The organism is Allotabrizicola aquatica (SeqCode), assembly GCF_965194375.1.
GTDB lineage: Bacteria > Pseudomonadota > Alphaproteobacteria > Rhodobacterales > Rhodobacteraceae > Tabrizicola_A > Tabrizicola_A aquatica.
The window spans coordinates 56955-78377 of the sequence record NZ_CBDAEL010000008.1; the positions used below are offsets into that span (position 1 = coordinate 56955).

The window sequence follows — 21423 nt, forward strand, 5'->3', positions numbered from 1 at the left end:
GGCGGTGTATGCGGGTTTCCCTTTTTCTTGGCGTTGCGCTGGCCCTTGGTCTTGGCAGCCTGCTTGCCGCCTGTCAGCCGGTTTCCGTCAAGGCCCCAAGCCAGACGCCCCTTGCAGGTGAGGTGGTGCGACTGAAAGGCGAAGGTCCGCCGCCGTCACCGCAGGGTGAATGCTGGGCCTCGTCCGTCTCGCCCGCGGTGATCGAAACGGTCAGCGAACAGGTGCTGGTCAGCGAAGAGTTGCGCGATGCCTCGGGCGTGGTGCTCCAGCCGGCCACCTTCCGCACCCGCACCCGGCAGCGCATGGTGCAGGACCGCGAGGAGATCTGGTTCCGCGCACCCTGCCCCGAGGCCCAGACAGTGCAATTCATCGCCAGCTTGCAACGCGCTCTCAAAGCGCGGGGGCTCTATGTGGTGGCCGTCACCGGCGAGATGAACCCCGAGACCGCCGAGGCGGTGCGCCGCTTTCAGGCGGAGCGTGGGCTGGACAGCCCCGTCTTGTCCTTGGGTGCCGCGCGCGAGTTGGGGCTGGCAGCCACCAGTTTGGACGCGCTGTGAGCCTGGCCGCTGCACGCTACCGCGCCCATGTGGCCGCGGTTTGGGCGGCGGGACCGTCCGATGGCGCGCATGATCTGGGCCATCTTGTCCGCGTCTGGGCCAATGCCCGCAAGATCGCGCTGGATGAGCCAGAGGTGGACGGTCAAGTGTTGGAGGCTGCGGTCTGGTTTCATGATCTGGTGAACCTGCCTAAGAACAGCCCCGACCGCGCCCGCGCCTCGACGCTGTCGGCTGACGCTGCGGTGGCCTTCTTGCGCTCCGACGGCTTTCCAGCCGAAAAATTGCCCGCCGTGGCCCATGCCATTGCCGCGCACAGCTTTTCAGCCGGCATTGCCCCCGAAACCCCCGAGGCGCGCATCTTGCAAGATGCCGACCGGCTGGAGGCTTTGGGTGCGATTGGGCTGGCGCGGATGTTCCTGATTTCGGGCCGGATGGGCGGCGGGATTGTCGATATGGACGACCCGATGGCGCTGCACCGTCCCTTGGACGATAAGGCCTTTGCGCTGGATCATCTGGAGGTCAAGCTCTTGGGTCTGCCCGCCACGATGCAAACCCGGACCGGACGCCTGATGGCCGAGGAGCGGGCCGAATGGATGATGTCGTTCCGCAGCCGCCTTTTGGCCGAGATTGGCTGAGATCGGGCCGCAGACCTGAAAAAAGCCCCGGAGTGATCCGGGGCTTTTCGGGTTTTGTCGTTTGGGCAAGTGCCTTGCGAGTTCCGGCAATCCCCTGCCCTAATTGGCAGACGCATGCAAAAGCGGCGTGATGACCCGCACGGCCACGCGGCGGTTGCGCCGCTCGTTGGCCTCAGTGTCGATCAAAAGCTCGGCTTCGCCATAGCCTTGGATCACCATGTTTTCCGGCGGGATTTCGAAATACTCGCTGAGCGCCAGCGCAACCGATTCCGCGCGTCGGTCGGACAGCGCAAGGTTCATCGCGGCACGCCCCACGGCATCAGTGTGGCCTTCGATCAAGAACATCTCAGCCGGGTTTTCAGCCAGAAGATCCTGCATCAAGATGCCCAGATCGGCCAGTTCATCGGCCTCGGAGGCGCGGATCGCGGCCGATCCGCTGTCGAAGGTGACATTGCCGGCGTCGATGGTGGCTGCCAGCGCGCGTACCTGTGGGATTTCGCGCACTTGGCGAAGGCTGAAGGTGCGGCCACTGCGGGAGACCTCAATCGCGGCCAGCCGTGCCTTGAGCCGGGCATCTTCATCCTTGGCCGAAATCTGCGTGCGACTTGGGCGCGGCTCGGGAAGTTCGCTGATCACGACCGGAACCTCACGCTCAAGATCGTCGATCAGCACAATCTCACGGCCCGTGGCGTCATAGGTGGCGCGGCGCAGCACGCGACCGGTGGCATCGCGGATTGTCACCACCTGCGTGCCATCGGCGCGTTCGACGATGGTGCGGGTCGAGCCGTCGGAGAAGGTCTCGGTGCGCACGGTGGATCCGGGGCGGCGAAGGACAGTGTCATCGTCCTTATAGACCGAATAGCTGCCATCAGGGTTCAAGACCACCACGCGGTCGCCCGTGTTGGAGACGACCTGACGGTCCTCGCGGTCATTGGCCCCTTTGATGATGGCACCAATGGCCAGCGCGCCCAGCGCGAAAAGTCCCACCTTTTCAAGATCTGACAGCCGATCCTTCTTGCCCGGTGCGACGGCGACGGGGGCCGCCGAAAACTCTTCTGAAGAAGAGCGGGTATCTTCTTCGCCCAAGACCGTAATGACGCTGGTCACCGCATCGGGTGATGTCGGGAGATCAGCCAGCGGCAGCGGGTCTGACGGGGGCTCGGCAGAGCTTGTACCCGCTTCAGCCTCTTGGCCCGCGTCCGGCACAATCGTGGCGGCGGCCCCCAGTGCGGTGGGGTCGAGGACGTCGGGCGTGGCCAAAAGCTCGCCCAGGGTTTCCACCTCGGCTTCAGTAACGACGGGCACTTCGACCGGAACGGCGTCGGGATCAATCTCGACCACCTCGGCCGCGAGCCCGGCGCTGGGGTCAACCATAACTCCGGCGGGGTCGAGGATGAGTTCTTCTTGGGCAGCTGCGATGGCCGCAGCCTCGGCAGCAGCGTCCGCCTCGGCGGTCGCGGTGGCTTCTGTTTCGGCAATAGCAGCGGCTGCTTCGGCCTCGTCCGCGGCGGCGGCGGCTTCCGCTTCGGCAGCGGTAGCGGCTTCAGCGACAGCGGCGGCTTCAGCTTCAGCGGCAGCAGCGGCTTCAGCCTCTGCGGCGCTCGCGGCTTCTGCTTTAGCAGCGGCAGCAGCGGCTTCGGCTTCAACTACGGCGGCTGCTTCGGCTTCGGCGGCGGCCGCAGCGTCTTCTTCAGCGGCGACAGCGGCGTCTGCTTCTGCGGCGGCGGCAGCCTCTACCTCTGCGGCCGCGGCGGCTTCTGCTTCTGCGGCCGCGGCGGCTTCTGCTTCTGCGGCTGCGGCGGCTTCTGCTTCGGCGGCGGCAGCTTCGGCGACAGCGGCAGCAGCGGCGTCCGCTTCGGCAGCAGCAGCGGCTTCGGCCGCAGCAGCAGCCGCGGCCTCTGCTTCCAGGGCCGCAGCGGCTTCCGCTTCGCTCGGGGCAGTCTCGGGGATCACTTCAAGATCGACCTCTGGCACCAAAAGACCCTCGGGACCATAGTTTTCCAGCAGGCAGGGCGCCTCGGCGGTGGGTTCGCACAAGACCGTGCCATCTTCGGCCACAATGGACCCGGTTTCCGTCAGGGTCTGGGCCAGCAGAGGCCATGGGTTGACCGGGGCAAGCGCGATTGACAGCGCCGTGGTCGTGGTGAGCAAACGTCTCATAGCAATCCTTTCACGCGGCACGAGGGGCCGACACCGAATCCCGTCAGGGCCAGTCAGCACGACCGGTCAGCCCCATTTAGGCCAAAGCTGGCCTGCTAGACGATAACATGGCGCAGATCAGCCGTTGATAGGCGAAATCAAGCGCATCAGTCGGGCCTTGTCGCCGTGGTCGGTGGGGTCAGAAATCACGGCGGCCAGCGCCTCGAGTGAGGCCACGGAATGGCCCGCGCGAAAGCTGTCGACATGGGGCAACATGGTGCGAATGCCAGAGGCCTTGGGGGCGAAGCCTTCCCAGCGCAAAAGCGGGTTAAGCCAGATCAGACGGCGACACGACAGGTGCAGGCGCTCCATCTCGCGCGAGAGGGTGCCGGTATCGTCGCGGTCCAGCCCATCGGTGATGAGCAAGACCACCGCCCCCTGTCCCAAGACACGGCGCGACCAATCACGGTTGAAGGCGGCGAGTGAGGTGCCGATGCGAGTGCCACCGGCCCAGTCCTGCGCCTCGGCCCCGGCGGCGCGCAGTGCGGCGTCGACATCGCGGGTGGCAAGGTGGCGGGTGATGTTGGTCAGCCGGGTGCCAAAGGTGAAGCCGTGAACCTTGGCGCAACCTTGCCCGCGCGCATTGGCAACCGCATGCAGGAAATGCAGGACCATGCGGGAATACTGGCTCATCGAGCCCGAGATGTCGCAGATCACCACAAGGTTCGGCCAGCGGATGCGGGGCTTGCGGTGGTGCAGCGCCATCACCTCGCCGCCGTGGCGCAGGGCAGCGCGGATGGTGGCGCGGGGGTCGATGCGCGCACCGTGGGGCGCGGCCTGCAGGCGACGCGATTGCAAAGGGGTGACCGGCAGCGACAGGCGCGTCAGCATGCGTTTGGCCTCGGCCACCTCCTCAACCGACATCTGTTCGAAATCGAGCGTTTTCAGCCGCTCTTCGGCGGATTGCGTGGCGGTGGCGTCAATCTCGATCTGCGGGTCGGCCTCGTTGAGGCCTTCGGGCACGGGAGGCGGTTCAGGGCGGGCGTCCCCCAGGAGCGCCTGGGCCGCGCGCTTTTCCCCCGCCTCAGCACGGCGGTCTTCCTGCGTGCCTTTGATCTGAGGCAGCATGAAGGACATCATATGTTCCAAGAACTGCGGGTCGCGCCAAAAGAGGCGAAAGCATTGGTGGAAGATCACCCGCTGTTCGGGGCGGGCGACAAAGACGGCGTGGAGCGTCCAGTAGAAATCCTCACGCTGGGTAAAGCCGGCGGCCGCGACGGCGCGGATGGCATCAGCCACGCGCCCCGGGCCGACCGGCAGCCCGGCGCGGCGCAAAGCGCGGGCGAAATGGGCGATGTTTTCGGCCAGACGGCCCTCATCTGGCGCGGGCGCGATCATGCCCGCGCCCCGGGGGTTTCACACCCCCGGACCCCCGTGGAGTATTTTGGCCAAGATGAAAGGCGCAAGGTCACACCAGCGCCTTCTTGACCTCGGCAAGGATCTTGGTGGTCTCGAGACCTTGCAGTTTCTGGATATCGTCTTGGTATTTCAGGATGGCGCCCAACGTGTCGGCGATCACCTCGGGCGACAGCGAGACGACATCCAGCGCGATGAGGCATTTGGCCCAGTCGATGGTTTCGGCCACACCGGGGCGCTTGAAGAGATCCTCGCCGCGCAGCGCATGCACGAAGGCCACAACCTCACGGCTGAGTTGGGCGGAGGCTTCGGGCACGCGGGCGCGCAGAATGGCCAGCTCGCGGTCGAAGGCGGGGTAGTCGACCCAGTGATAGAGGCAGCGGCGTTTGAGCGCGTCATGCACTTCGCGGGTGCGGTTTGAGGTGAGGATGACGATGGGTGGCTCGGGGGCTTTGACGGTGCCAAGTTCGGGGATGGTGACCTGAAAATCCGACAAGGCTTCGAGAAGGAAGGCCTCGAAGGGTTCATCGGCGCGGTCAAGCTCATCGATCAGCAAGACCGGCGCGCCACCCGGCTGGGGGCGCATGGCAGCCAGAAGCGGGCGTTCGATGAGGAAATCTTCGGAAAACACACCCGCGCGGCCTGCAGCCTCGCCGGCGCGGATGGCGATCATCTGGGCGGCAAAGTTCCATTCCGAAACGGCCGAGCTGGCATCCAGCCCTTCATGGCATTGCAGTCGGATCAACCGCCGACCGAGACCGGCCGCCAGCACCTTTGCGATCTCGGTCTTACCCACACCCGCCTCGCCCTCGAGAAACAAGGGTTTGCCAAGGCGCAGGGACAAAAACACCACCGTGGCCAGCGACCGTGCGGCGACATAGCCTTGGCCTTCCAGCAGCGCCTCGACCGCGTCGATCGAGCCTGGACCTTCGGTCATTCTGCAGCCTCCCTCAAAGCCTGGCCCACGTTGGCGGCCCACCCCGCCGTGGTCAACCCGCACCGGTGCCGCTTGCGACCAAAGGCGGGGGTGCGATTTGCGCTTCCCTTGGCCATTCATCTTGGCCCAAATACTCATGAAAGCGCGGTTTGGATTTTGCTGACAGATATTTGAGATGCGCGCGGGCCTTGGATGTCTGAGGCCGGCAGCAGGTGAAAGGGATTCCGATGCGGGCGCTGGCTATTTTGGGGGTCAAGAATGAGGGCGCGTTTCTGGTCCAGTGGCTGGCCCATCACCGCGCCGTGGGGTTCACCGATGTGCTGGTTTTTTCCAATGAGTGCAGTGATGGCACCGATGCCATGCTGGACCGGTTACAGGCGCTTGGCTGGCTCACCCATGTCCGCAACGATGGTCCGCATGAGGAAGGGCCGCAATGGGCCATGCTCAAGGCCGCGGACCGTCACCCTTTGAAGGGCGCCGCCGATTGGGTCCTCTTTTGCGATATTGATGAGTTTGTGAACATCCATGTCGGCAACCGCACCCTGCCCGACCTTTTCGCCGCCCTGCCGCAGGCCGACGCGATAGCCCTGACATGGCGGATGTTCGGCAATGCGGGTGTCGTCGGTTATGACGACCGCCCGGTGACCGAGACCTTCACCCGGGCGGCGCCCGAAACACTGGCTTGGCCATGGCGGGCCCAGCAGTTCAAGACGCTGTTTCGCGCCGCAGGCCCTTGGCGCAAGCTGGGCGTGCATCGTCCTCGCAGTGCCGTGCCAGGCCAGGCCGCGCGCTGGTTTGACGGGTCGGGCCGCGAGGTGCCCGATCTGGCCGAGGGCACGCGCAGCTTTTCCGACTATACAAGGCCCAATTACGCGCTGGTACAGTTGAACCATTACGCCTTGGGGGCGATGGAAAGCTATGTGGTCAAATGCGATCGGGGCCGGGCGAACCGTGCCGCGGCGGGGTTGGACATGGGCTATTGGGTTGAGCGCAACCTCAGCGAGGTGGAAGATCGCAGCATTCTTGCGCTGGACAGCTCGGCCCTGCGCGCGGAGTTGTTGGCCGACCCTGTGCTTGGCCCTTTGCATGCCGCCGCCGCTCAATGGCGCAAGGACCGTTTTGCGCAATTGATGCAAGAGGAGCCGTGGCGCGCGCTGTTTGGTCGGCTGTTGATGACCCCACCGTCGCGCGCGCTGACCCCGCAGATGGCTGCGGCCCTAACCGCCTATCAAAGGTCTGCGCCGCCCAAAGCGGGCTAAAGCCCCCAAATGAGCGAGATGCGAAACAATCGCGCGGGGTTGTTTTTGCCGACGCGACAATAGGCCTTGATCTTGCCTTGCTTCCAACGTTCCCGCGCAGGACACTGACGCGATATTCTTGAAAGCATTGCGGTCTGCCCTTTGCGGCGGGCAACGAAAGCAGGTTGGCGATGACTGAGGTCGAAACTTCCAACGACGCCCCTCCCGACACCGGGCGCGAGGCGGCACGCGCGGCGTTGCTGCAGCGGTTGGAGGATTTGACCGCCGATGAGGGGCATTTCGAGGCACTCGGCGCGCGTCATTGGGCGCTTTTTGAGGATGCGGGCACGACGTTGATCGTGACATTCGATCAGCTTGATACGATCGTGGCCAGCGAGGCGGGCATGCCTTGGGGTCACGCCTTTGCCCAAGACCGGGGTTGGTCGCATCTGTGCCTGATCGCCGAGGGTGAGACCCATTTCCGCGACACCGCAATTTATCGCCATTTCGACCGGCTGGTGGACGATGCCTTTTTCGAAGATTTCGACCGGGTGCTGTTTTATGGCCATGGCCACGGCGCCCATGCGGCCTGCGCCTATGCCGTCACGGCGCCCGGCGCGCAGGTCTTGGCTTTGAACCCACGCGCCAGCCTTGCAGGGCGCGACGTGGCTTGGGATCGGCGCAATCTGGCGGCGCGGCGGTTGGATTTCACCAGCCGTTATGGCTATGCGCCTGCGATGTTGGAAGGTGCAGGCAAGGTTGTGGTGATCCATGATTTAAGCCTGCGCGACGAGGCGATGCAGTCCGCCCTGTTCCGCGCGCCTTGGGTCACGCGGCTTTCGGCCCCCTTGATGGGGGAGCGGATTGAATGGGCGCTGCGCCATATGGGCGTCTTGCCGACCCTGATCGAGGCGGCGATGGAGGGGCGGCTGACCCCTGACCTTTTCGCGCGCGAATGGCGCAAGCGGCGGGCCTTCTCGCCCTATCTCAAAGCATTGTTGGACAAGGTGGAAAGTGCCAAACGGCGCAGCCTTGCGATTGCGATTTGCCGCTCGGTCACCCGGCGGTTGAAGGCCCCACATTTCGCGCGCCGCTTGGCCAAGCTGACGGGCGAGAAAGAGCCGCAGCGCTAGGGCGTTTTGCGGGCGGCCTTGGTCAGGCGTTTGGCGTTGGCTTTGGTGCGCCGTCCGACCGGCCTCATCGCGGCCATGGCGATGTCTGACAGGCTGCCCCCTGCGGCCCCAGTTCGGATCGCGGCATGGGTGGCTTGGGTGGCGGCGGTCAACTTTTCAGAGATCATCCGTTGGTTTTCCACCTCCGCCATCGGCCAAAGCCCCGCCATACCAGACAGGCGCAGCGCAATGACCGTATGTGATTCGGTGAGGATCTGGCTGGCTTGCAGCACAATGCGCCAGTAGCCGTGTGGGGTCAGGGGCAACATCGGGCAACCTTTCAAAAGACTCATGCCACCATGACGCAAATGCTGCGCCGCAGAAAGGGGAATTCCGCGGGACTTCGCGCACAAGGCTGGAAACCCAGACACCTTTGCGTTACGAGATTTCGCCATGACCCAAACCCTCACGCTCCGTCGCCCCGATGACTGGCACCTGCATCTGCGCGACGGCGCGATGCTGCGGGCCGTTTTGCCCGAAACCACCCGGCATTTCGCCCGCGCGATCATCATGCCGAACCTTGTGCCACCGGTGGTGACCGGCGATCACGCGGCGGCCTACCGCGAGCGGATTCTTGCCGCCCTGCCCGAAGGTGCGGTGTTTGAGCCGTTGATGACGCTCTATCTGACCGAAACCACTGATCCCGCCGATGTGGCTGCCGCCCATGCCTCGGGCCTGATCAAGGCGGTCAAGCTGTACCCGGCGGGGGCCACCACCAACAGCCATGGCGGCGTGCGCGACATTGCCCGCGTCATGCCGGTTTTGGAAAAGATGGCCGAGATCGGCCTGCCGCTCTGCACCCATGGCGAAGTGGTCGACCATGATGTCGACATCTTTGACCGCGAGGCGGTGTTCATCGACACCGTCCTTGACGGCCTGCGCCGTCGCCTGCCCGAGTTGCGCATCGTGATGGAACATATCACCACCGTCGAAGGCGCGGACTATGCCCGCGCGGGCGGCCCCAATCTGGGGGCGACGATTACGACCCATCACCTGATCATCAACCGCAACCACATCCTCGTGGGCGGGATCAAGCCGCATTACTATTGCCTGCCGGTGGCCAAGCGCGAACATCACCGCCTTGCCCTGCGCCGCGCCGCGACCGGGGGCGAGACGTGCTTTTTCCTTGGCACTGATTCCGCGCCGCATACCGACGCGCTGAAGGAACACTCCTGCGGCTGTGCAGGTTGTTTCACCGCCACCAACACCATGCCGCTTTTGGCGCATGTCTTTGAAGAAGAGGGCGCTTTGGACCGGTTGGAGGGCTTTGCCAGCCTTCACGGACCCGCCTTCTATCGCCTTCCAGTCAATGAGGGCCAGTTGCGGTTGGTCAAGCACGAGATGCCGCAGGCTTTCCCGGACAAGATCATGACCGAGGTTGGTCCGGTCACTGTGTTCAATCCCGGTTTCCCCGTGCATTGGCACGTCGAAAACTGACCCTGTTGTTTCGCTAAGACACCGCCCCTTCATTCGAGTTTGCACCGAAAACTCGCCACCCTGCCCGAGGCCCCAGATGATCCCGACCTCCTTTCCGCCCGCCGAAGAAATCGCCCGCCTGACGGCGCGGGCGCTCTTGGAAATCAAGGCGGTGCATTTCAATGCCGAGACGCCCTTTACGCTGGCCTCGGGCCTGCCCTCGCCCACCTATATCGATTGCCGCAAGCTGATCTCTTACCCGCGCATCCGATCGACCTTGATGGATTTTCTGACCATCACGATCATGCGCAACGCTGGCTTTGAGGCCTTTGACAACATCGCCGGTGGCGAGACGGCGGGCATCCCCTTTGCCGCCCTTGTGGCCGAACGTATGGCGCTGCCGATGACCTATGTGCGCAAGAAACCAAAAGGTTACGGCCGCAACGCCCGCATTGAAGGCGCGATGAGCGAGGGGCAGCGGGTGCTTTTGGTGGAAGACCTGACAACCGATGGCGGATCAAAGCTGTCCTTCGTCGATGCGATCCGCGAGACCGGAGCGAGTTGCGCCCATACGGCGGTGATTTTCTACTACGGCATCTTCCCCGAAACCACCCAGCGGCTGGCCGATCACGGCGTGGCCTTGCACCATTTGTGCACTTGGTGGGACGTGCTGGCCGAGGCGCGCGCGCAAGGCGCCTTTGATGCCAAGACCTTGGCCGAGGTCGAAAGTTTCCTGCACGATCCCCGCGCGTGGCAGGCAGCCCGCGCCAAGTAAGGTCGGCGCGTCACAAGGGGGCTTCGCGCCCCCTGCGCGGGATTGTGCCAATCCCGCTTCCCCCGCGGAGTATTTCGAAAGGCGCAAATCCAGAGCCTGCGAAATCAGCTGGGGATCAGGCTGTGGATGGATTGGGGACAAGTCTGGGCCCGGGCGCGCCGGGCCTTGAAGCTTTGCAACATGGCCGCAAGATGTGGTAGTGTGAGGCGTGGGCACCACCAGCCGATTGCGGCTGAGGTGGAGTTATCCCCAGACATTCCCAGATTGCCCGGTCTGGCGCGGATGGGCTAACAGGGTCCGGTCAAGAGGATCATCATGAACGAAGTCGCCCGCCTGCCGATTGCCGCTGCCCCGAGCGCCGAACCCGATGCTCTGCCCCACAACATCGAAGCCGAACAGCAGCTTTTGGGCGCGATCCTGACCAACAATGATGTCTTTGACCGCATCACGACTTTGGTGAAGGCCGAGCATTTCTTTGACCCCGTGCATCAGCGCATCTTTGAAAAGGCCTCGGCGCGCATCCAAAAGAACGCGCTGGCCAGCCCCGTGACCTTGAAGCCGTTTTTTGAGGATGACGAGGGCCTGAAAGAGCTGGGCGGGCCGTCCTATCTGGTGCGTCTGGCCGGGGCCGCCATCAGCGCCTTTGCCGCGCGCGATTACGCGCAGATGATCTATGACCTTGCGGTGCGGCGTGAGCTGATTGCGCTGGGGCGTGAGATTTCAGCGAAGGCGGCCAAGGTTGACCTTGCCTCCGAGCCGCGCGAGCAGATCACCGAGGCCGAGCAGCAGCTTTACAAGCTGGGCGAACAGGGCGTGGCCGAGCGGGGGTTTCAGTCCTTTCTGAAGGCCGCGGTTGAGGCTGTGAACATCGCCAATGCCGCTTATCAGCGCGGCGGGGGTCTGTCGGGCATCTCAACCGGGCTGATTGATCTGGACAAGAAGCTCGGCGGCTTGCACCCGTCTGACCTTTTGATCCTTGCGGGCCGTCCGTCGATGGGCAAAACCTCGCTTGCCACCAACATCGCCTTCAACATCGCCAAGGCCTACAAGCGGGGCCGGATGCATGATGGCAACGAAGGCGCGGTGGAAGGCGGGGTCGTCGGGTTCTTTTCCTTGGAAATGAGCGCGGAGCAATTGGCCGCGCGTATTTTGTCAGAAGCTTCGGAAGTGCCGTCGGAACAAATCCGCCGGGGGGACATGACCGAGGGCGAATTCCGCCGCTTTGTCGATGCCGCCAAGGCGCTGGAAAGCTGCCCCTTGTACATTGACGATACCCCTGCCCTGCCCATCAGCCAAGTCGCCGCCCGCGCGCGGCGGTTGAAGCGCACCCATGGGCTGGATGTCTTGATGATCGACTATTTGCAGCTTTTGAAAGGCTCATCGTCGAAGGGGGACAACCGGGTGCAGGAAGTGTCCGAGATCACCCAAGGCCTGAAGGCGATTGCCAAGGAACTGAACATCCCCGTCATCGCCCTATCACAGCTGTCGCGTCAGGTCGAAAGCCGCGAGGACAAGCGCCCGCAGCTGTCAGACCTGCGCGAATCCGGGTCCATCGAGCAGGACGCCGACGTTGTGATGTTCGTCTATCGGGACGAATACTACAAAGAACGCGAAAAGCCGGGCGATCATGAGCTGGAGAAAATGGCCGCTTGGCAGGTGATCATGGAACAGGTGCATGGTAAGGCCGAGGTGATCATCGGCAAACAGCGCCATGGGCCGATCGGGTCGGTTGAACTGTCGTTCGAGGGTCGGTTCACGCGCTTTGGCAATCTGGTGCAAAGCTATCAGGCCAACCGCGACGTTGGGTTCTGAGGCGGCGGGGTTCGCGTCACGCCTGCCTATGGGCCATTGATCGCGCTTCAGCCAGCCCACGCCATTTTCCGAAACCCTTGCTGCATTTGATGTCAAAGGGCTATCCTTGCGGCAAAAGGGAACCCCGTCATGACGCCGCACGCCCATCCAAACCCTGACCTCTTGGTGGGTGAGGACCACCGCCCCCGTTGGAATTCAGCACCATTCCGGCGGCAGGGGTTTCACAACCTGCATCTTTTGACCCGCTATGCCCAAAGCTATCGCGCCGCGCAGGTCATGGATTTGCGCCCATCCAGCGAAATCTCGATCGCGATGCGGGATGATGTTCGGCGGCTGGCCAGTCTGCCTTGGTTTTCGGCGATGGCCGTGATTGAGGGCAACCGGGTTTTGTATGAACGCTATGCCCCGGATTTCGGCCCCGACCGCCCGCATTCGATCATGTCGATTTCTAAGATGTCGGCCAATCTGCTCATTGGGCGGCTGTGGGAAGACGGCAAACTTGATCTGGCAGAGACGATTGGCGCGATCTTGCCATGGATTGGGCCGGGCTACTTTGGCGCAAGCCTGCAAGACGTTTTGAACATGAACGTCCAGAACGACTATGACGAAGACTATGCCAATGCCGAGGCTTCGGTCTTTCAGCATGAGGCCGCAACCGGCATGCGCCTGCCCATAGGGGCAGAACCGACAAACCGGTCTTTCCTTGCGGGCATCAATCTGGCCGTGGGCGCGCGCGACAACCGGAATGACACCGGCAGCTATCTGTACAAAAGCGCCAATACCGATGTCTTGGCCTTTGTGGCCGAGGCACGGGGGGGGCGGCCGATGGGGCAGTGGATGGCCGATCTGGCCGATGCCGCCGGTCTTGAAGGCGCGCTGCACATTGCGACGGATCGGCAGGGATTTCCTTTGCTGAACGGCGGCATCTGCCTGACTGCGCGGGATCTGTGCCGCTATGGCGCTGTGCTTGCCCGACGGGGTCAGGGCATAGATGGCCGACCCTTTGGTTCGGCCCCCTTCCTGCAGCAAACCCAAGCCGGCGGCATCCCGATGGCCGCCCCGCGCCAGCATCTGCGCTATTCGAACCAGACGAACACCAATGGCGTTTGGTTTGGGCATGGCGGCTATGGCGGGCAGTATCTGGTGGCCAATCCCGAAACCGGCCGGGTCGCCGCGTTCCTGTCGGTGCTGGATGACGAGAACGGATATGAGTCTGGCTACTACCCCCCGATCATTTCCATGCTGTCCGAGATCTGCGCCACACGTTAGGGGCAGTCAGGCGGGCAGATAGCGTGCCGCCGAACGAACGTCTGGTGATGTGAGCTGCGGCTCTATGCCAATGCGCGGCTTGGGCACCGCTTAGCCAAGCCAATTCATCGGGCTGGTCGGATTTTAAAGGTCTTCGTCGTTTGCTGGATAGACGGAGCCTTTGGGAAAACGGCTGACTGGTGCAACGTTGTTTACGCGACGACGCCTCTCTAGCCGCAAAGGCCGCTTCATGCCGGTTCTGACTGTCCCTGCTGCGCGCGATCTGATCCGATCCGCCTTGACCGGTAGCGGCCTTGCACCGCGCCACGCGCCCTATTTCACCGAGGCCATTCTGGACACCGAGCTTTCAGGGCTTGAGGGTCACGGGTTCTATTGGCTTGACTACTATTGCCAGCACCTGCGCAGCGGCAAGGTCAAGGGAACAGTAGACCCCGAGGTCACCGCCTTTTCAGCGAGCAGTTTCCGCGTCGACGCGCGCCACGGCTTTGCCCATCCAGCGATTGAGGCGGGCTTTGCCCAACTCATCCCAGCTGCCAAAGCCCAAGGGATTGCGGCGATGGGGGTTTTCAACTCTTACAATGCCGCGACACTTGGGTTTCACACCGGCACCTTGGCGCGGGCGGGTCTTTTGGCGATTGGGGCCACGAATGCGGTGCCGACGGTTGCGCCTGTGGGCGGGCATCGCCCGATCATTGGCACCAACCCAATTTCTTATGCCGTGCCTGCACCTCAGGGCGAGATTGCGTTCTTGGTCGATCAATCGGCCACGGCCGTGGCATGGACAGCCGTCAAGCGCGCCGCAGATCAAGGGCAGGCCATTCCCTTGGGCTGGGCTTTGGACGCCACGGGCGCCCCAACCACCGACGCCGAGGCAGGGCTGGCCGGCTCTATGGCTCCAGCGGGCGGGGTGAAGGGGTTCTCCATCGGCCTTCTGGTCGAAGTCCTGTGTGCCGCGCTTGCCGGGGGCAGGCTTGGGCTGCAGCAAGGCTCGTTCACCGACAATGACGGCCAGCCCATCGACAATGGCCAGTTCTTCATTGCCATCGACCCGCAGGGGTTTTCTGGCGGTGGGTTCGACGCCACCATTCAGCAGTTGATGACCTCGATCACCGAACAAGAGGGCGCGCGATTGCCCAATGCCCGGCGCGACGCAAACAAGCGGCGTTTGGCGGTTGAGGGGTTGGAGATTGAGGCAGGGCTCTTGGCCCGGTTGCAGGCCTTCGCATGACCAACAGTTCCATAGAGACCCTGTTGCAAGAGGCCGGGCATTGGCAGGGCCCGGTCACGCTTCGCCCGCTTAAAGGCGGGTATCTGAACGAGGTGATCTTGGTCCAAACCGGGGCGGCAAAGCTGGTGCTAAAGCGCTTTGCGCCTGAGACCACGGGAACCCTGTTTCCCAACCGCCCCGAAGATGAGGCGCGCGCCCTAAAGCGGCTGGAGGGGCTAGATGTCGCGCCGCGCCTTTTGGGGTTCTGGGCCGATGCCTCGATGATGATCTACGAGTACGTCGAGGGCAGCCCTTGGCAGTCGGGCACAGCCGATGTTGCGCGGCTTTTGCTGCGCAAAGAGGCCGCAGACCCCGACGGGTTTCGTCACGTGCCGCTGAGCCCGGCCGATATCATGGCCGAGGGCGACGTGCTTTTTGCGCGTTGCAACGCGCCACCTCCGCCGCGACCCGCCCCGCGCGATCTGGCGCCCCCCGCGCGGCTGTCCTTGATCCATACCGATCTTGGACCGGGCAATCTGATTGGCCACGGCACAGGTTTGCGGATCATTGACTGGCAATGCCCCGCGGCTGGGGACTTGGCCGAGGATATCTACAGCTTTCTTTCGCCCGCCTTCCAAATCTTAAGCGAACACGCGGAGCTGACCCTGTCCCAACAGGACGCGTTCTGGCACGCCCTTGCCCGCCCCGACCTGAAGGCCCGCTATCTCGCCCTGCGCCCGTTCTATGCGTGGCGTATGGCGGCCTACTGCCTGTGGCGCGCCGAAACCCGGCCCGAGGCCGAGGTTCGAGACCGCTATAAGGTGGCCTATGCCGCCGAACTCACAGAACTGGATGCACAGGATGCAGGTTGAACCCACGATTCACAGCTTTGGGCTCTGGCATCACTTTGCCCATAAGCCCGGCTTTGACTGCGTCGCCTATGCGGATCTCACCGCAGCGCTTGGGTTCAAAGGCATCAGCCTATCTTTGAACAACGCCAGTTATCGCCACCTTGGCGGCCGAGAGCCTTGGCGGATGGACCGCCTGCGGGCGCATCTACAGGGGCTTGGCTTCAGTCTGGAAGTGGACACTTCGGGGACAGACCCCGCCCATATGACCGAGCTTCTGGGGGTGGCGCATCGCATGGGGGCCACGTCGCTGCGCACCTATACCCGCCACGCGGGCACCCCCAATGAGATGATGGCGGCGACGATCCGCGATCTGGCCGCGGTTGCCCCGGTTGCAAGCGATCTTGGCATCGTTATCGTGTTGGAAAACCACGAGGATTTCACCGGTCCGGAATTGGCCCAGATTGTTGAGGCGGTGGGGCATCCCGCGCTGAAGATCCTCTATGACTATGGCAACTCGCAGATGGTGCTGGAAGATCCCGAAGCCGCGTTAGAGGCGGTCTTGCCCCATGTGTATTCCGTCCATTTTAAGGACCACGTGATGGTGCGCCCCGAAGATGCGGGACAGCTTAGGGTGGCGGGCGTGCCGGTTGGTGATGGGGCCCTGCCCCTGACACGCCTGACCAAACGCCTGCTGGACCAAGGTCTGCGGCGGATCACGTTTGAGAATGTCTGGGCCTACACGGCACCGATCCGCGCAAGCCGCGTGCCGTTGGCAGGCGTGACGCTGGGCGAAGGGGCGTTTGCTTTCGCCGATCCGCCGTTTGATCCGGCCTTTCTTGTGCTTGACCAATCGCGGCTCTCGCCGGAGCAGTTGGTCGATCTTGAGCATCAGGCCTTGCTGCGCGGGACCGCCGCATTCCGTAAGGTCTTGACCGATTTGGGATGTGTGCTTCCCAGTTGAGGGTTTGGTGGCTGGTGTCGGTCGGGGCTTAAGGCAAGCCATGTCGCGAAGCGCGATGTGATCATGCTCTGTGAACGGCCTATAGCCGATCAAGCGGCGCGTTCCGCTACGACGCACGCCCCCAGCCCGCGCCCCCGGCTGAGCGCAGGTAAAGCCTGTCCCCTCGGTTCATGGTCACACCGATAAACTTGCTGACCAAGGGTTCAGACCCGCCGCCAGCGCGTTCGATCCAAACAGCCGCCGGGGCACCCGCGCCACCGCCGTCCATGCCCCAAGGCACGGTTTCTGGCCGTGTCTGTTGCAAATAGCCCGAAACGGTCAACCCATCGGCCAAGACCTCATAGACCCGCTCAATGGCCAACCCGCCCGCCGTGGCCCCCTCCCCGCCCGATCCCGGCACAAGCCGGGTGCCGACCACGCGCACCGGGCCGGTCATCTCCATAATCTCGCCCGAGATCAGCGCGCAGTTCGATCCGTGGCAATCGACACCGCTGGCACCTGCCGACCCACGCCCTGCGCCCATGCCGCCGCCCAAAATGTCGCCGGTCACGAAATAGCGCGGCTCGCCCGCGCGGCGGTGGTCAAAGCCGCCGATGCCAAAGGTAGGAAAGGAAATCTGGCTTCCCGCCGTCGAGAGATCTGGCGCGATCTGGGCCAGCGCCTTCAGCACCACATCTGCCACCGCCTGTTCGGTCAGATGGCGACAGGATACAGCGGCCGGCGCGCGCGGATTGATGAGGCTGTCTTTGGGCAAGACCAGCTCAATCGCTCGGTTGAACCCGTCATTCAGCAACTGATCCGGGGCAAAAACCGCCTGCACCGCGTAATGCGCCATCGAAATCGTTGAGGCGACAGGGCAATTCAACCCATTCGCCCGCTGCGGCTCGGTCCCAGTGAAATTGGCGGTCAGCGTGCCGTCGCCGATCGTCACCTCGACCGCCAAACGCATGGGTTCGGCGCTAGCCGCATCATCCTCGATCAGGATTTCGGCACGGCATGACTTGCCCCGATAGGGGGAAAGCGCGGCGCGAATGAAAGTGTGGCTGTGGTCAAGGACGGCTGATTTGCGGGCAAGGAACCCCTCGACCCCGTACTTCTCGACCAAATCTGCGATCCGGCGCTCACCGGTGCGGCAGGCCGCAATCTGGGCGTTCAAATCCCCCGTGGTCGCCGCCGGATCGCGCAGGTTGCGCGCGATCACCGCCAAAAGATTGCGATCGGGCCTGCCCCGGTCATACAGCTTCATCGGCGGCAGGATCAGCCCTTCGCCAAAGACCTCAAGCGCCGTGGCATTTTCGGTTCCGGGTACCGGGCCGCCGACATCGACATGATGCGCGACAGTCGAGGTCACGGCGACCAAACGCCCCCCAACGACCACAGGCGAGAACAGCACGATGTCGGGCGTGTGCGAACAGCCCGCAAAAGGATCGTTGCAGATGATGATGTCACCAGCCCGCCAGCCGCTGATTGGGATCGTTTGAGTGATGTGGCGAAAGGCGGTGGACATGATGCCAAGCTGCGCCGGGATCGTGGGGGCTTGGGCGATCAGTTGGCCTTCGCTGTCCAAAAGCCCGCAGGCATAATCGATCATGTCCCAGATGATGGGCGAATAGGCCGCGCGGCGCAGGGTCGAGGACATTTCCTCGGCGATTGAGGCAATCTCATGCTGAAAGACATCGCGGTCGATGGGCGACAAAGTCATGCGCGACCCTCCAAAACCAAAAGCGCCCCATCGTCCAAGACCTGCAGAAATTGGCCGGGGAACACGACCGTGGTGCTGTCTTTTTGGGAAATGAGAAGCGGGCCGTTCAGCCTTTGACCCGGCGCAAGGCTGGCGCGGTCATTTACAGAGACGGTCGTAGGGTGCAGCGGATCCTCCAAGATGATCGACCGACTGCGGACGTTCGACGCAGATGCCACCTCGACTGGCGCTGGTGCCGCGCGCGACAGCTTGCCCGTCGCCTCGATCGACAGGCCGCGAAATTCAATCGGAGCGGAGGGGTCAGAATGACCGTAAAGCTCGCGGTGCTGGCGGTGGAACAGCGTGGCAAGGCCCTCTCGGTTCACCCCGCCCTTCAGCAAACGCCGCGGAATGTCGACCGCCAGATCGTGCCATTGCCCAATGTGGCGCATATCGGCCTTGAGGCGGAAGCCTTGGTCACGGCGCGGCACGCCGTCTGCGTCTAACAGCGCCGCGGTGCGCCGTTGCAGGGTGTCAAAGCCATCAAGCACCAACGCGTCCGCGACAGTGGCCAAAGGGTGGTGAAAGTGCATCTGATCGCGATGGCAAAGATCGGCGGCCAACAGGCCTTCGGCCGCAAAGATGCCGGGATAGCGCGGCACGAGGAGCCCCGCCATCTTGAGATCGCGCGCAATCATTGCGCCGTAAAGCGGCCCAGCCCCTCCGGCCGGAATGAGGTAATGGCGACGCAAATCCAACCCACGCTCAACAGCAAGCTTGCGCACGGCCTGCACAAGAGCGGCATTGGCAACGCGGATGACACCAAAGGCCGCCGCCTCGACTGCGATCTTAAGAGGTGCCGCGACATGTTCTGATAAGGCCTGACGCGCAAGGCCCTCATCAAGGGTCATGTCGCCGCCCAGATAGTCTTTGGGCGCCAGCCAGCCCAACACCACCGCCGCATCTGTCACCGTCGGGCGGGTTCCGCCCATGCCGTAACAGGCGGGCCCCGGAACCGCCCCAGCCGAGGCAGGCCCCACCCGCAAGGCGCCGCCCGCATCCACCCACGCGATGGATCCGCCACCGTTCGAGACGGTTTCAACATCAATCGTCGGCAGGCGGATAGGCTGGCCATCCATCACCCGCTCGCGCCGGATGCCCGTGCGCCCGGCCTTGACCGCCGCCAGATCCGCCGAGGTGCCGCCCACATCCAACGCCACGGCGGCCTTGAGCCCCGCCCGTTGCAAGAGCGCTTCGGCGGCAATCACCCCGCCAGAGAGGCCCGAGGTCAGCAAATGCCCGGGGTTGCGTTGCGCGGCCTCAAAGGTCGCGACGCCCCCGTCGGAGCGCATCAACAAAAACCGGCCCCGAAACCCCATGCGCTGCAGCGCGGCCTCAAGCCCCGTGACATAGCGCGACACGATCGGGCCGATATAGGCCACCGTTGCCGTGGTCGAGGCTCGGCGCCACTCTTCGGGGCGGGGGTCGGTTTCATGCGACAGGAAAATTGGCAGATCAGGAAATCTGGACTTAATGCCTTCGGCAAGTGCCTGTTCGTGGCAGGGGTTCAGAAACGAAAAGCTCAGTGAAATCGCCACAGCTTCGGGCTTTAGGCGGTCGATGTCGTCCAAACAGCCCATGATCGCCGCTTGCGTCAGCGCGCGCGTGACCGTGCCGAAGGCGTCGCTGCCTTCAGCGATCTCGATGACCTGTGTTTTGGGGATGACAGGGGCGGGTTTGTCTTGGAACAGGGCATAGGTGCGGGGGCGGATTTGATTGCCGATTTCCAGCACATCGCCTTGGCCCTGCGGCACGATCAACGCCGCGCGCGCACCGGCCCGCGTCAAAAGCGCGTTGATGCCAACCGTGAAGCCATGGACGAAAAGATCAACATCCCCAACCGACAGACCCGCAGCTTGGGTGATCTTGGCAATACCCGCCTCAATGCCCGCCGTGCTGCCGCGCGCACCTGTCGAGACTTTATCAACATGGGTGGCGGCAGGGCGACCTGAGCCCGCCCCAATCGTGAGGATCAGATCGGTAAAGGTTCCGCCAACATCGGCGGCCAGCGTGATCATGGTGAGCCCTTTGCGCCTTGTGTCCCTATCCGCTTGGCATGAAACTCGTAACCATGGCGTCACCGGGTGTAAAGCTGTCGCGGGCACTCAAGACAGCGGCGGACCACGACGGCCCTCTGCCGCGACCGCCCCGCCGGGGCTTGTGGCTTGACAAGCGGGCCGCCACGGCGAGGCTGATACAAAATTCCCCCTTGACCCCAGAGCCCCGCCAGTCAAAACCCCTGCCCATGTCCACAGCTCATCTGACCATCGATCTTGACGCAATCGTCACCAACTGGCGCGCGCTTGACCGCGCCTCGGCTTCGGGCGTGCAAACCGCCGCCGTGGTCAAGGCCGATGCCTATGGCCTTGGTGTCAAGCGGGTGTCGCAGGCGCTGGCGCGCGCCGGAGCGCGGCGGTTTTTCGTGGCGGCCGCCGAAGAAGGCGCCGCGGTGCGGCAGGCCTTGGGACCGGGACCGCAGATCAACATCCTGTCAGGCCACATGGCGGGCGACACCGACATGATCGCCGATCTGGACCTGACACCAATGCTCAACAGTCTGGATCAGGTGACGCGTCATCTGGAATCGCTGCCCGGCCATGCCTTTGGCGTGCAGCTCAACACCGGCATGAACCGGCTGGGCATGGACGAGATGGAATGGGAGGCCGTGGCCCCCTATCTGCTGGACGCAGGCCCCGAGTTGTTGATGTCGCATCTGGCCTGCGCCGATGAGCCGGATCATCCGTTGAACGAAACCCAGCTTGCGCGCTTTCATGCCATGACCGACGGCGCAGCGGTGCCTCGGTCTTTGGCGGCAACGGGCGGAATTCTGATGGGGCCGCGCTATCACTTTGATCTGACGCGCCCGGGCATCGGCCTTTATGGCGGCTGGCCCTATGAAGCGGCCTTGCCAGTGGTGACCCTGTCGATCCCTGTGGTGCAAACGCGCGAGATCGCGGCCGGTCAGCCGGTGGGTTATTCCTGCGCTTGGGTGGCCGAACAGCCCTCTGTCATCGCGACACTCGCGGCCGGCTATGCCGATGGGCTGATGCGCACCCTGTCCAACACGGCCGTGCTCTGGGATGGCGACACGCCCTGCCCCTTGGTCGGCCGTGTCTCGATGGATCTGATCACCGTCGACATCACCCATCTGCGCGAGGTTCCGCGCTATCTGGATATCTTGGGCCCGCATCAGGGCGTGGATGATCTGGCCGATATGGCCAAGACCATCAGCTATGAGATCCTGACCCATTTTGGCGCGCGCTATTCGCGCCGGTATCTTGAGGGGCGCGCGTGACG

18 protein-coding genes are annotated in these 21423 nt (G+C 63.6%); 12 read left to right on the plus strand and 6 right to left on the minus strand.

Annotated features, from left to right (window positions below):
* Positions 1–8 precede the first annotated feature (8 nt).
* A complete protein-coding gene (locus AC72UB_RS10955; RefSeq protein WP_505189811.1) occupies positions 9–557 on the plus strand; it encodes a peptidoglycan-binding domain-containing protein in 549 nt (182 codons plus the stop codon).
* Positions 554–1192 carry an HD domain-containing protein gene (locus AC72UB_RS10960; RefSeq protein ID WP_505189812.1) on the plus strand — a complete coding sequence of 213 codons (639 nt, stop codon included), beginning with the start codon at positions 554–556 and terminating at the stop codon, positions 1190–1192. The genes AC72UB_RS10955 and AC72UB_RS10960 overlap by 4 nt, the downstream gene beginning before the upstream one ends.
* Before the next feature lie 99 nt (positions 1193–1291).
* Here AC72UB_RS10960 and AC72UB_RS10965 read toward each other — a convergent pair whose 3' ends face one another.
* From AC72UB_RS10965 to AC72UB_RS10975, 3 genes are all read right to left on the minus strand, one after another.
* Positions 1292–3352: an OmpA family protein gene (locus tag AC72UB_RS10965; protein ID WP_505189813.1), complete on the minus strand. Its 2061-nt coding sequence runs from the start codon at positions 3350–3352 to the stop codon at positions 1292–1294.
* Between the two features lie 117 nt (positions 3353–3469).
* Positions 3470–4729 (minus strand): vWA domain-containing protein, encoded by a 1260-nt coding sequence (locus AC72UB_RS10970; protein WP_505189814.1) that lies wholly within the window; start codon positions 4727–4729, stop codon positions 3470–3472.
* Positions 4730–4799: 70 nt separating this feature from the next.
* Positions 4800–5684, minus strand: coding sequence for an AAA family ATPase (locus tag AC72UB_RS10975; RefSeq protein ID WP_505189815.1), 885 nt, complete (start codon positions 5682–5684; stop codon positions 4800–4802).
* Between the two features lie 227 nt (positions 5685–5911).
* Between AC72UB_RS10975 and AC72UB_RS10980 the strand changes: the two genes are divergently transcribed.
* Together AC72UB_RS10980 and AC72UB_RS10985 are read left to right on the plus strand one after the other, a co-directional pair.
* Positions 5912–6943, plus strand: coding sequence for a glycosyltransferase family 2 protein (locus tag AC72UB_RS10980; RefSeq protein ID WP_505189816.1), 1032 nt, complete (start codon positions 5912–5914; stop codon positions 6941–6943).
* 170 nt (positions 6944–7113) lie between these two features.
* A complete protein-coding gene (locus AC72UB_RS10985) occupies positions 7114–8055 on the plus strand; it encodes a phosphoadenosine phosphosulfate reductase (RefSeq protein WP_505189817.1) in 942 nt (313 codons plus the stop codon).
* Here AC72UB_RS10985 and AC72UB_RS10990 read toward each other — a convergent pair.
* Positions 8052–8363: an antifreeze protein gene (locus AC72UB_RS10990; protein WP_505189818.1), complete on the minus strand. Its 312-nt coding sequence runs from the start codon at positions 8361–8363 to the stop codon at positions 8052–8054. The genes AC72UB_RS10985 and AC72UB_RS10990 overlap by 4 nt on opposite strands.
* Before the next feature lie 124 nt (positions 8364–8487).
* On the opposite strand from AC72UB_RS10990, the gene pyrC reads away from it, so the two are divergent.
* The 7 genes from pyrC to AC72UB_RS11025 all read left to right on the plus strand — a co-directional run bounded on the left by pyrC (position 8488) and on the right by AC72UB_RS11025 (position 16385).
* The gene (gene pyrC / locus AC72UB_RS10995) at positions 8488–9531 is read left to right on the plus strand and encodes a dihydroorotase (RefSeq protein WP_505189819.1); all 1044 of its coding nucleotides are present in this window, start codon (positions 8488–8490) and stop codon (positions 9529–9531) included.
* Between the two features lie 76 nt (positions 9532–9607).
* Positions 9608–10285, plus strand: a complete 678-nt coding sequence (locus tag AC72UB_RS11000; protein WP_505189820.1) for an orotate phosphoribosyltransferase — start codon at positions 9608–9610, stop codon at positions 10283–10285.
* A gap of 315 nt (positions 10286–10600) precedes the next feature.
* Positions 10601–12097 carry a replicative DNA helicase gene (locus tag AC72UB_RS11005; protein ID WP_505189821.1) on the plus strand — a complete coding sequence of 499 codons (1497 nt, stop codon included), beginning with the start codon at positions 10601–10603 and terminating at the stop codon, positions 12095–12097.
* 129 nt (positions 12098–12226) lie between these two features.
* Entirely contained in the window at positions 12227–13366 is a 1140-nt protein-coding gene (locus tag AC72UB_RS11010) for a serine hydrolase domain-containing protein (RefSeq protein WP_505189822.1), read from the plus strand.
* 229 nt (positions 13367–13595) lie between these two features.
* The gene (locus tag AC72UB_RS11015; protein WP_505189823.1) at positions 13596–14594 is read left to right on the plus strand and encodes an Ldh family oxidoreductase; all 999 of its coding nucleotides are present in this window, start codon (positions 13596–13598) and stop codon (positions 14592–14594) included.
* Positions 14591–15445: a phosphotransferase gene (locus AC72UB_RS11020; protein WP_505189824.1), complete on the plus strand. Its 855-nt coding sequence runs from the start codon at positions 14591–14593 to the stop codon at positions 15443–15445. Before AC72UB_RS11015 ends, AC72UB_RS11020 begins: the two co-directional genes overlap by 4 nt.
* Positions 15435–16385, plus strand: a complete 951-nt coding sequence (locus AC72UB_RS11025; protein ID WP_505189825.1) for a sugar phosphate isomerase/epimerase family protein — start codon at positions 15435–15437, stop codon at positions 16383–16385. Before AC72UB_RS11020 ends, AC72UB_RS11025 begins: the two co-directional genes overlap by 11 nt.
* 106 nt (positions 16386–16491) lie before the next feature.
* Here the strand turns inward: AC72UB_RS11025 and AC72UB_RS11030 are convergent, their stop codons facing one another.
* Complete coding sequence (locus AC72UB_RS11030; protein WP_505189826.1) at positions 16492–18087, minus strand: hydantoinase B/oxoprolinase family protein; 1596 nt, start codon at positions 18085–18087, stop codon at positions 16492–16494.
* Entirely contained in the window at positions 18084–20144 is a 2061-nt protein-coding gene (locus AC72UB_RS11035; RefSeq protein WP_505189827.1) for a hydantoinase/oxoprolinase family protein, read from the minus strand. The genes AC72UB_RS11030 and AC72UB_RS11035 overlap by 4 nt, the downstream gene beginning before the upstream one ends.
* A 227-nt stretch (positions 20145–20371) precedes the next feature.
* Between AC72UB_RS11035 and alr the strand changes: the two genes are divergently transcribed.
* On the plus strand, positions 20372–21421 hold the full coding sequence (gene alr, locus AC72UB_RS11040; protein ID WP_463289442.1) for an alanine racemase: 1050 nt from the start codon (positions 20372–20374) through the stop codon (positions 21419–21421).
* Positions 21422–21423: the final 2 nt, after the last annotated feature.

What these genes read in the sequence shown, in the direction of transcription:
- AC72UB_RS10955 (WP_505189811.1), top strand. Translation starts at nt 9, where the DNA reads ATGCGGGTTTCCCTTTTTCTTGGCGTTGCGCTGGCCCTTGGTCTTGGC.
- AC72UB_RS10965 (WP_505189813.1), bottom strand. Translation starts at nt 3,352, where the DNA reads ATGAGACGTTTGCTCACCACGACCACGGCGCTGTCAATCGCGCTTGCC.
- AC72UB_RS10970 (WP_505189814.1), bottom strand. Translation starts at nt 4,729, where the DNA reads ATGATCGCGCCCGCGCCAGATGAGGGCCGTCTGGCCGAAAACATCGCC.
- AC72UB_RS10975 (WP_505189815.1), bottom strand. Translation starts at nt 5,684, where the DNA reads ATGACCGAAGGTCCAGGCTCGATCGACGCGGTCGAGGCGCTGCTGGAA.
- AC72UB_RS10980 (WP_505189816.1), top strand. Translation starts at nt 5,912, where the DNA reads ATGCGGGCGCTGGCTATTTTGGGGGTCAAGAATGAGGGCGCGTTTCTG.
- AC72UB_RS10985 (WP_505189817.1), top strand. Translation starts at nt 7,114, where the DNA reads ATGACTGAGGTCGAAACTTCCAACGACGCCCCTCCCGACACCGGGCGC.
- AC72UB_RS10990 (WP_505189818.1), bottom strand. Translation starts at nt 8,363, where the DNA reads ATGTTGCCCCTGACCCCACACGGCTACTGGCGCATTGTGCTGCAAGCC.
- pyrC (WP_505189819.1), top strand. Translation starts at nt 8,488, where the DNA reads ATGACCCAAACCCTCACGCTCCGTCGCCCCGATGACTGGCACCTGCAT.
- AC72UB_RS11000 (WP_505189820.1), top strand. Translation starts at nt 9,608, where the DNA reads ATGATCCCGACCTCCTTTCCGCCCGCCGAAGAAATCGCCCGCCTGACG.
- AC72UB_RS11005 (WP_505189821.1), top strand. Translation starts at nt 10,601, where the DNA reads ATGAACGAAGTCGCCCGCCTGCCGATTGCCGCTGCCCCGAGCGCCGAA.
- AC72UB_RS11010 (WP_505189822.1), top strand. Translation starts at nt 12,227, where the DNA reads ATGACGCCGCACGCCCATCCAAACCCTGACCTCTTGGTGGGTGAGGAC.
- AC72UB_RS11015 (WP_505189823.1), top strand. Translation starts at nt 13,596, where the DNA reads ATGCCGGTTCTGACTGTCCCTGCTGCGCGCGATCTGATCCGATCCGCC.
- AC72UB_RS11020 (WP_505189824.1), top strand. Translation starts at nt 14,591, where the DNA reads ATGACCAACAGTTCCATAGAGACCCTGTTGCAAGAGGCCGGGCATTGG.
- AC72UB_RS11025 (WP_505189825.1), top strand. Translation starts at nt 15,435, where the DNA reads ATGCAGGTTGAACCCACGATTCACAGCTTTGGGCTCTGGCATCACTTT.
- AC72UB_RS11030 (WP_505189826.1), bottom strand. Translation starts at nt 18,087, where the DNA reads ATGACTTTGTCGCCCATCGACCGCGATGTCTTTCAGCATGAGATTGCC.
- AC72UB_RS11035 (WP_505189827.1), bottom strand. Translation starts at nt 20,144, where the DNA reads ATGATCACGCTGGCCGCCGATGTTGGCGGAACCTTTACCGATCTGATC.
- alr (WP_463289442.1), top strand. Translation starts at nt 20,372, where the DNA reads ATGTCCACAGCTCATCTGACCATCGATCTTGACGCAATCGTCACCAAC.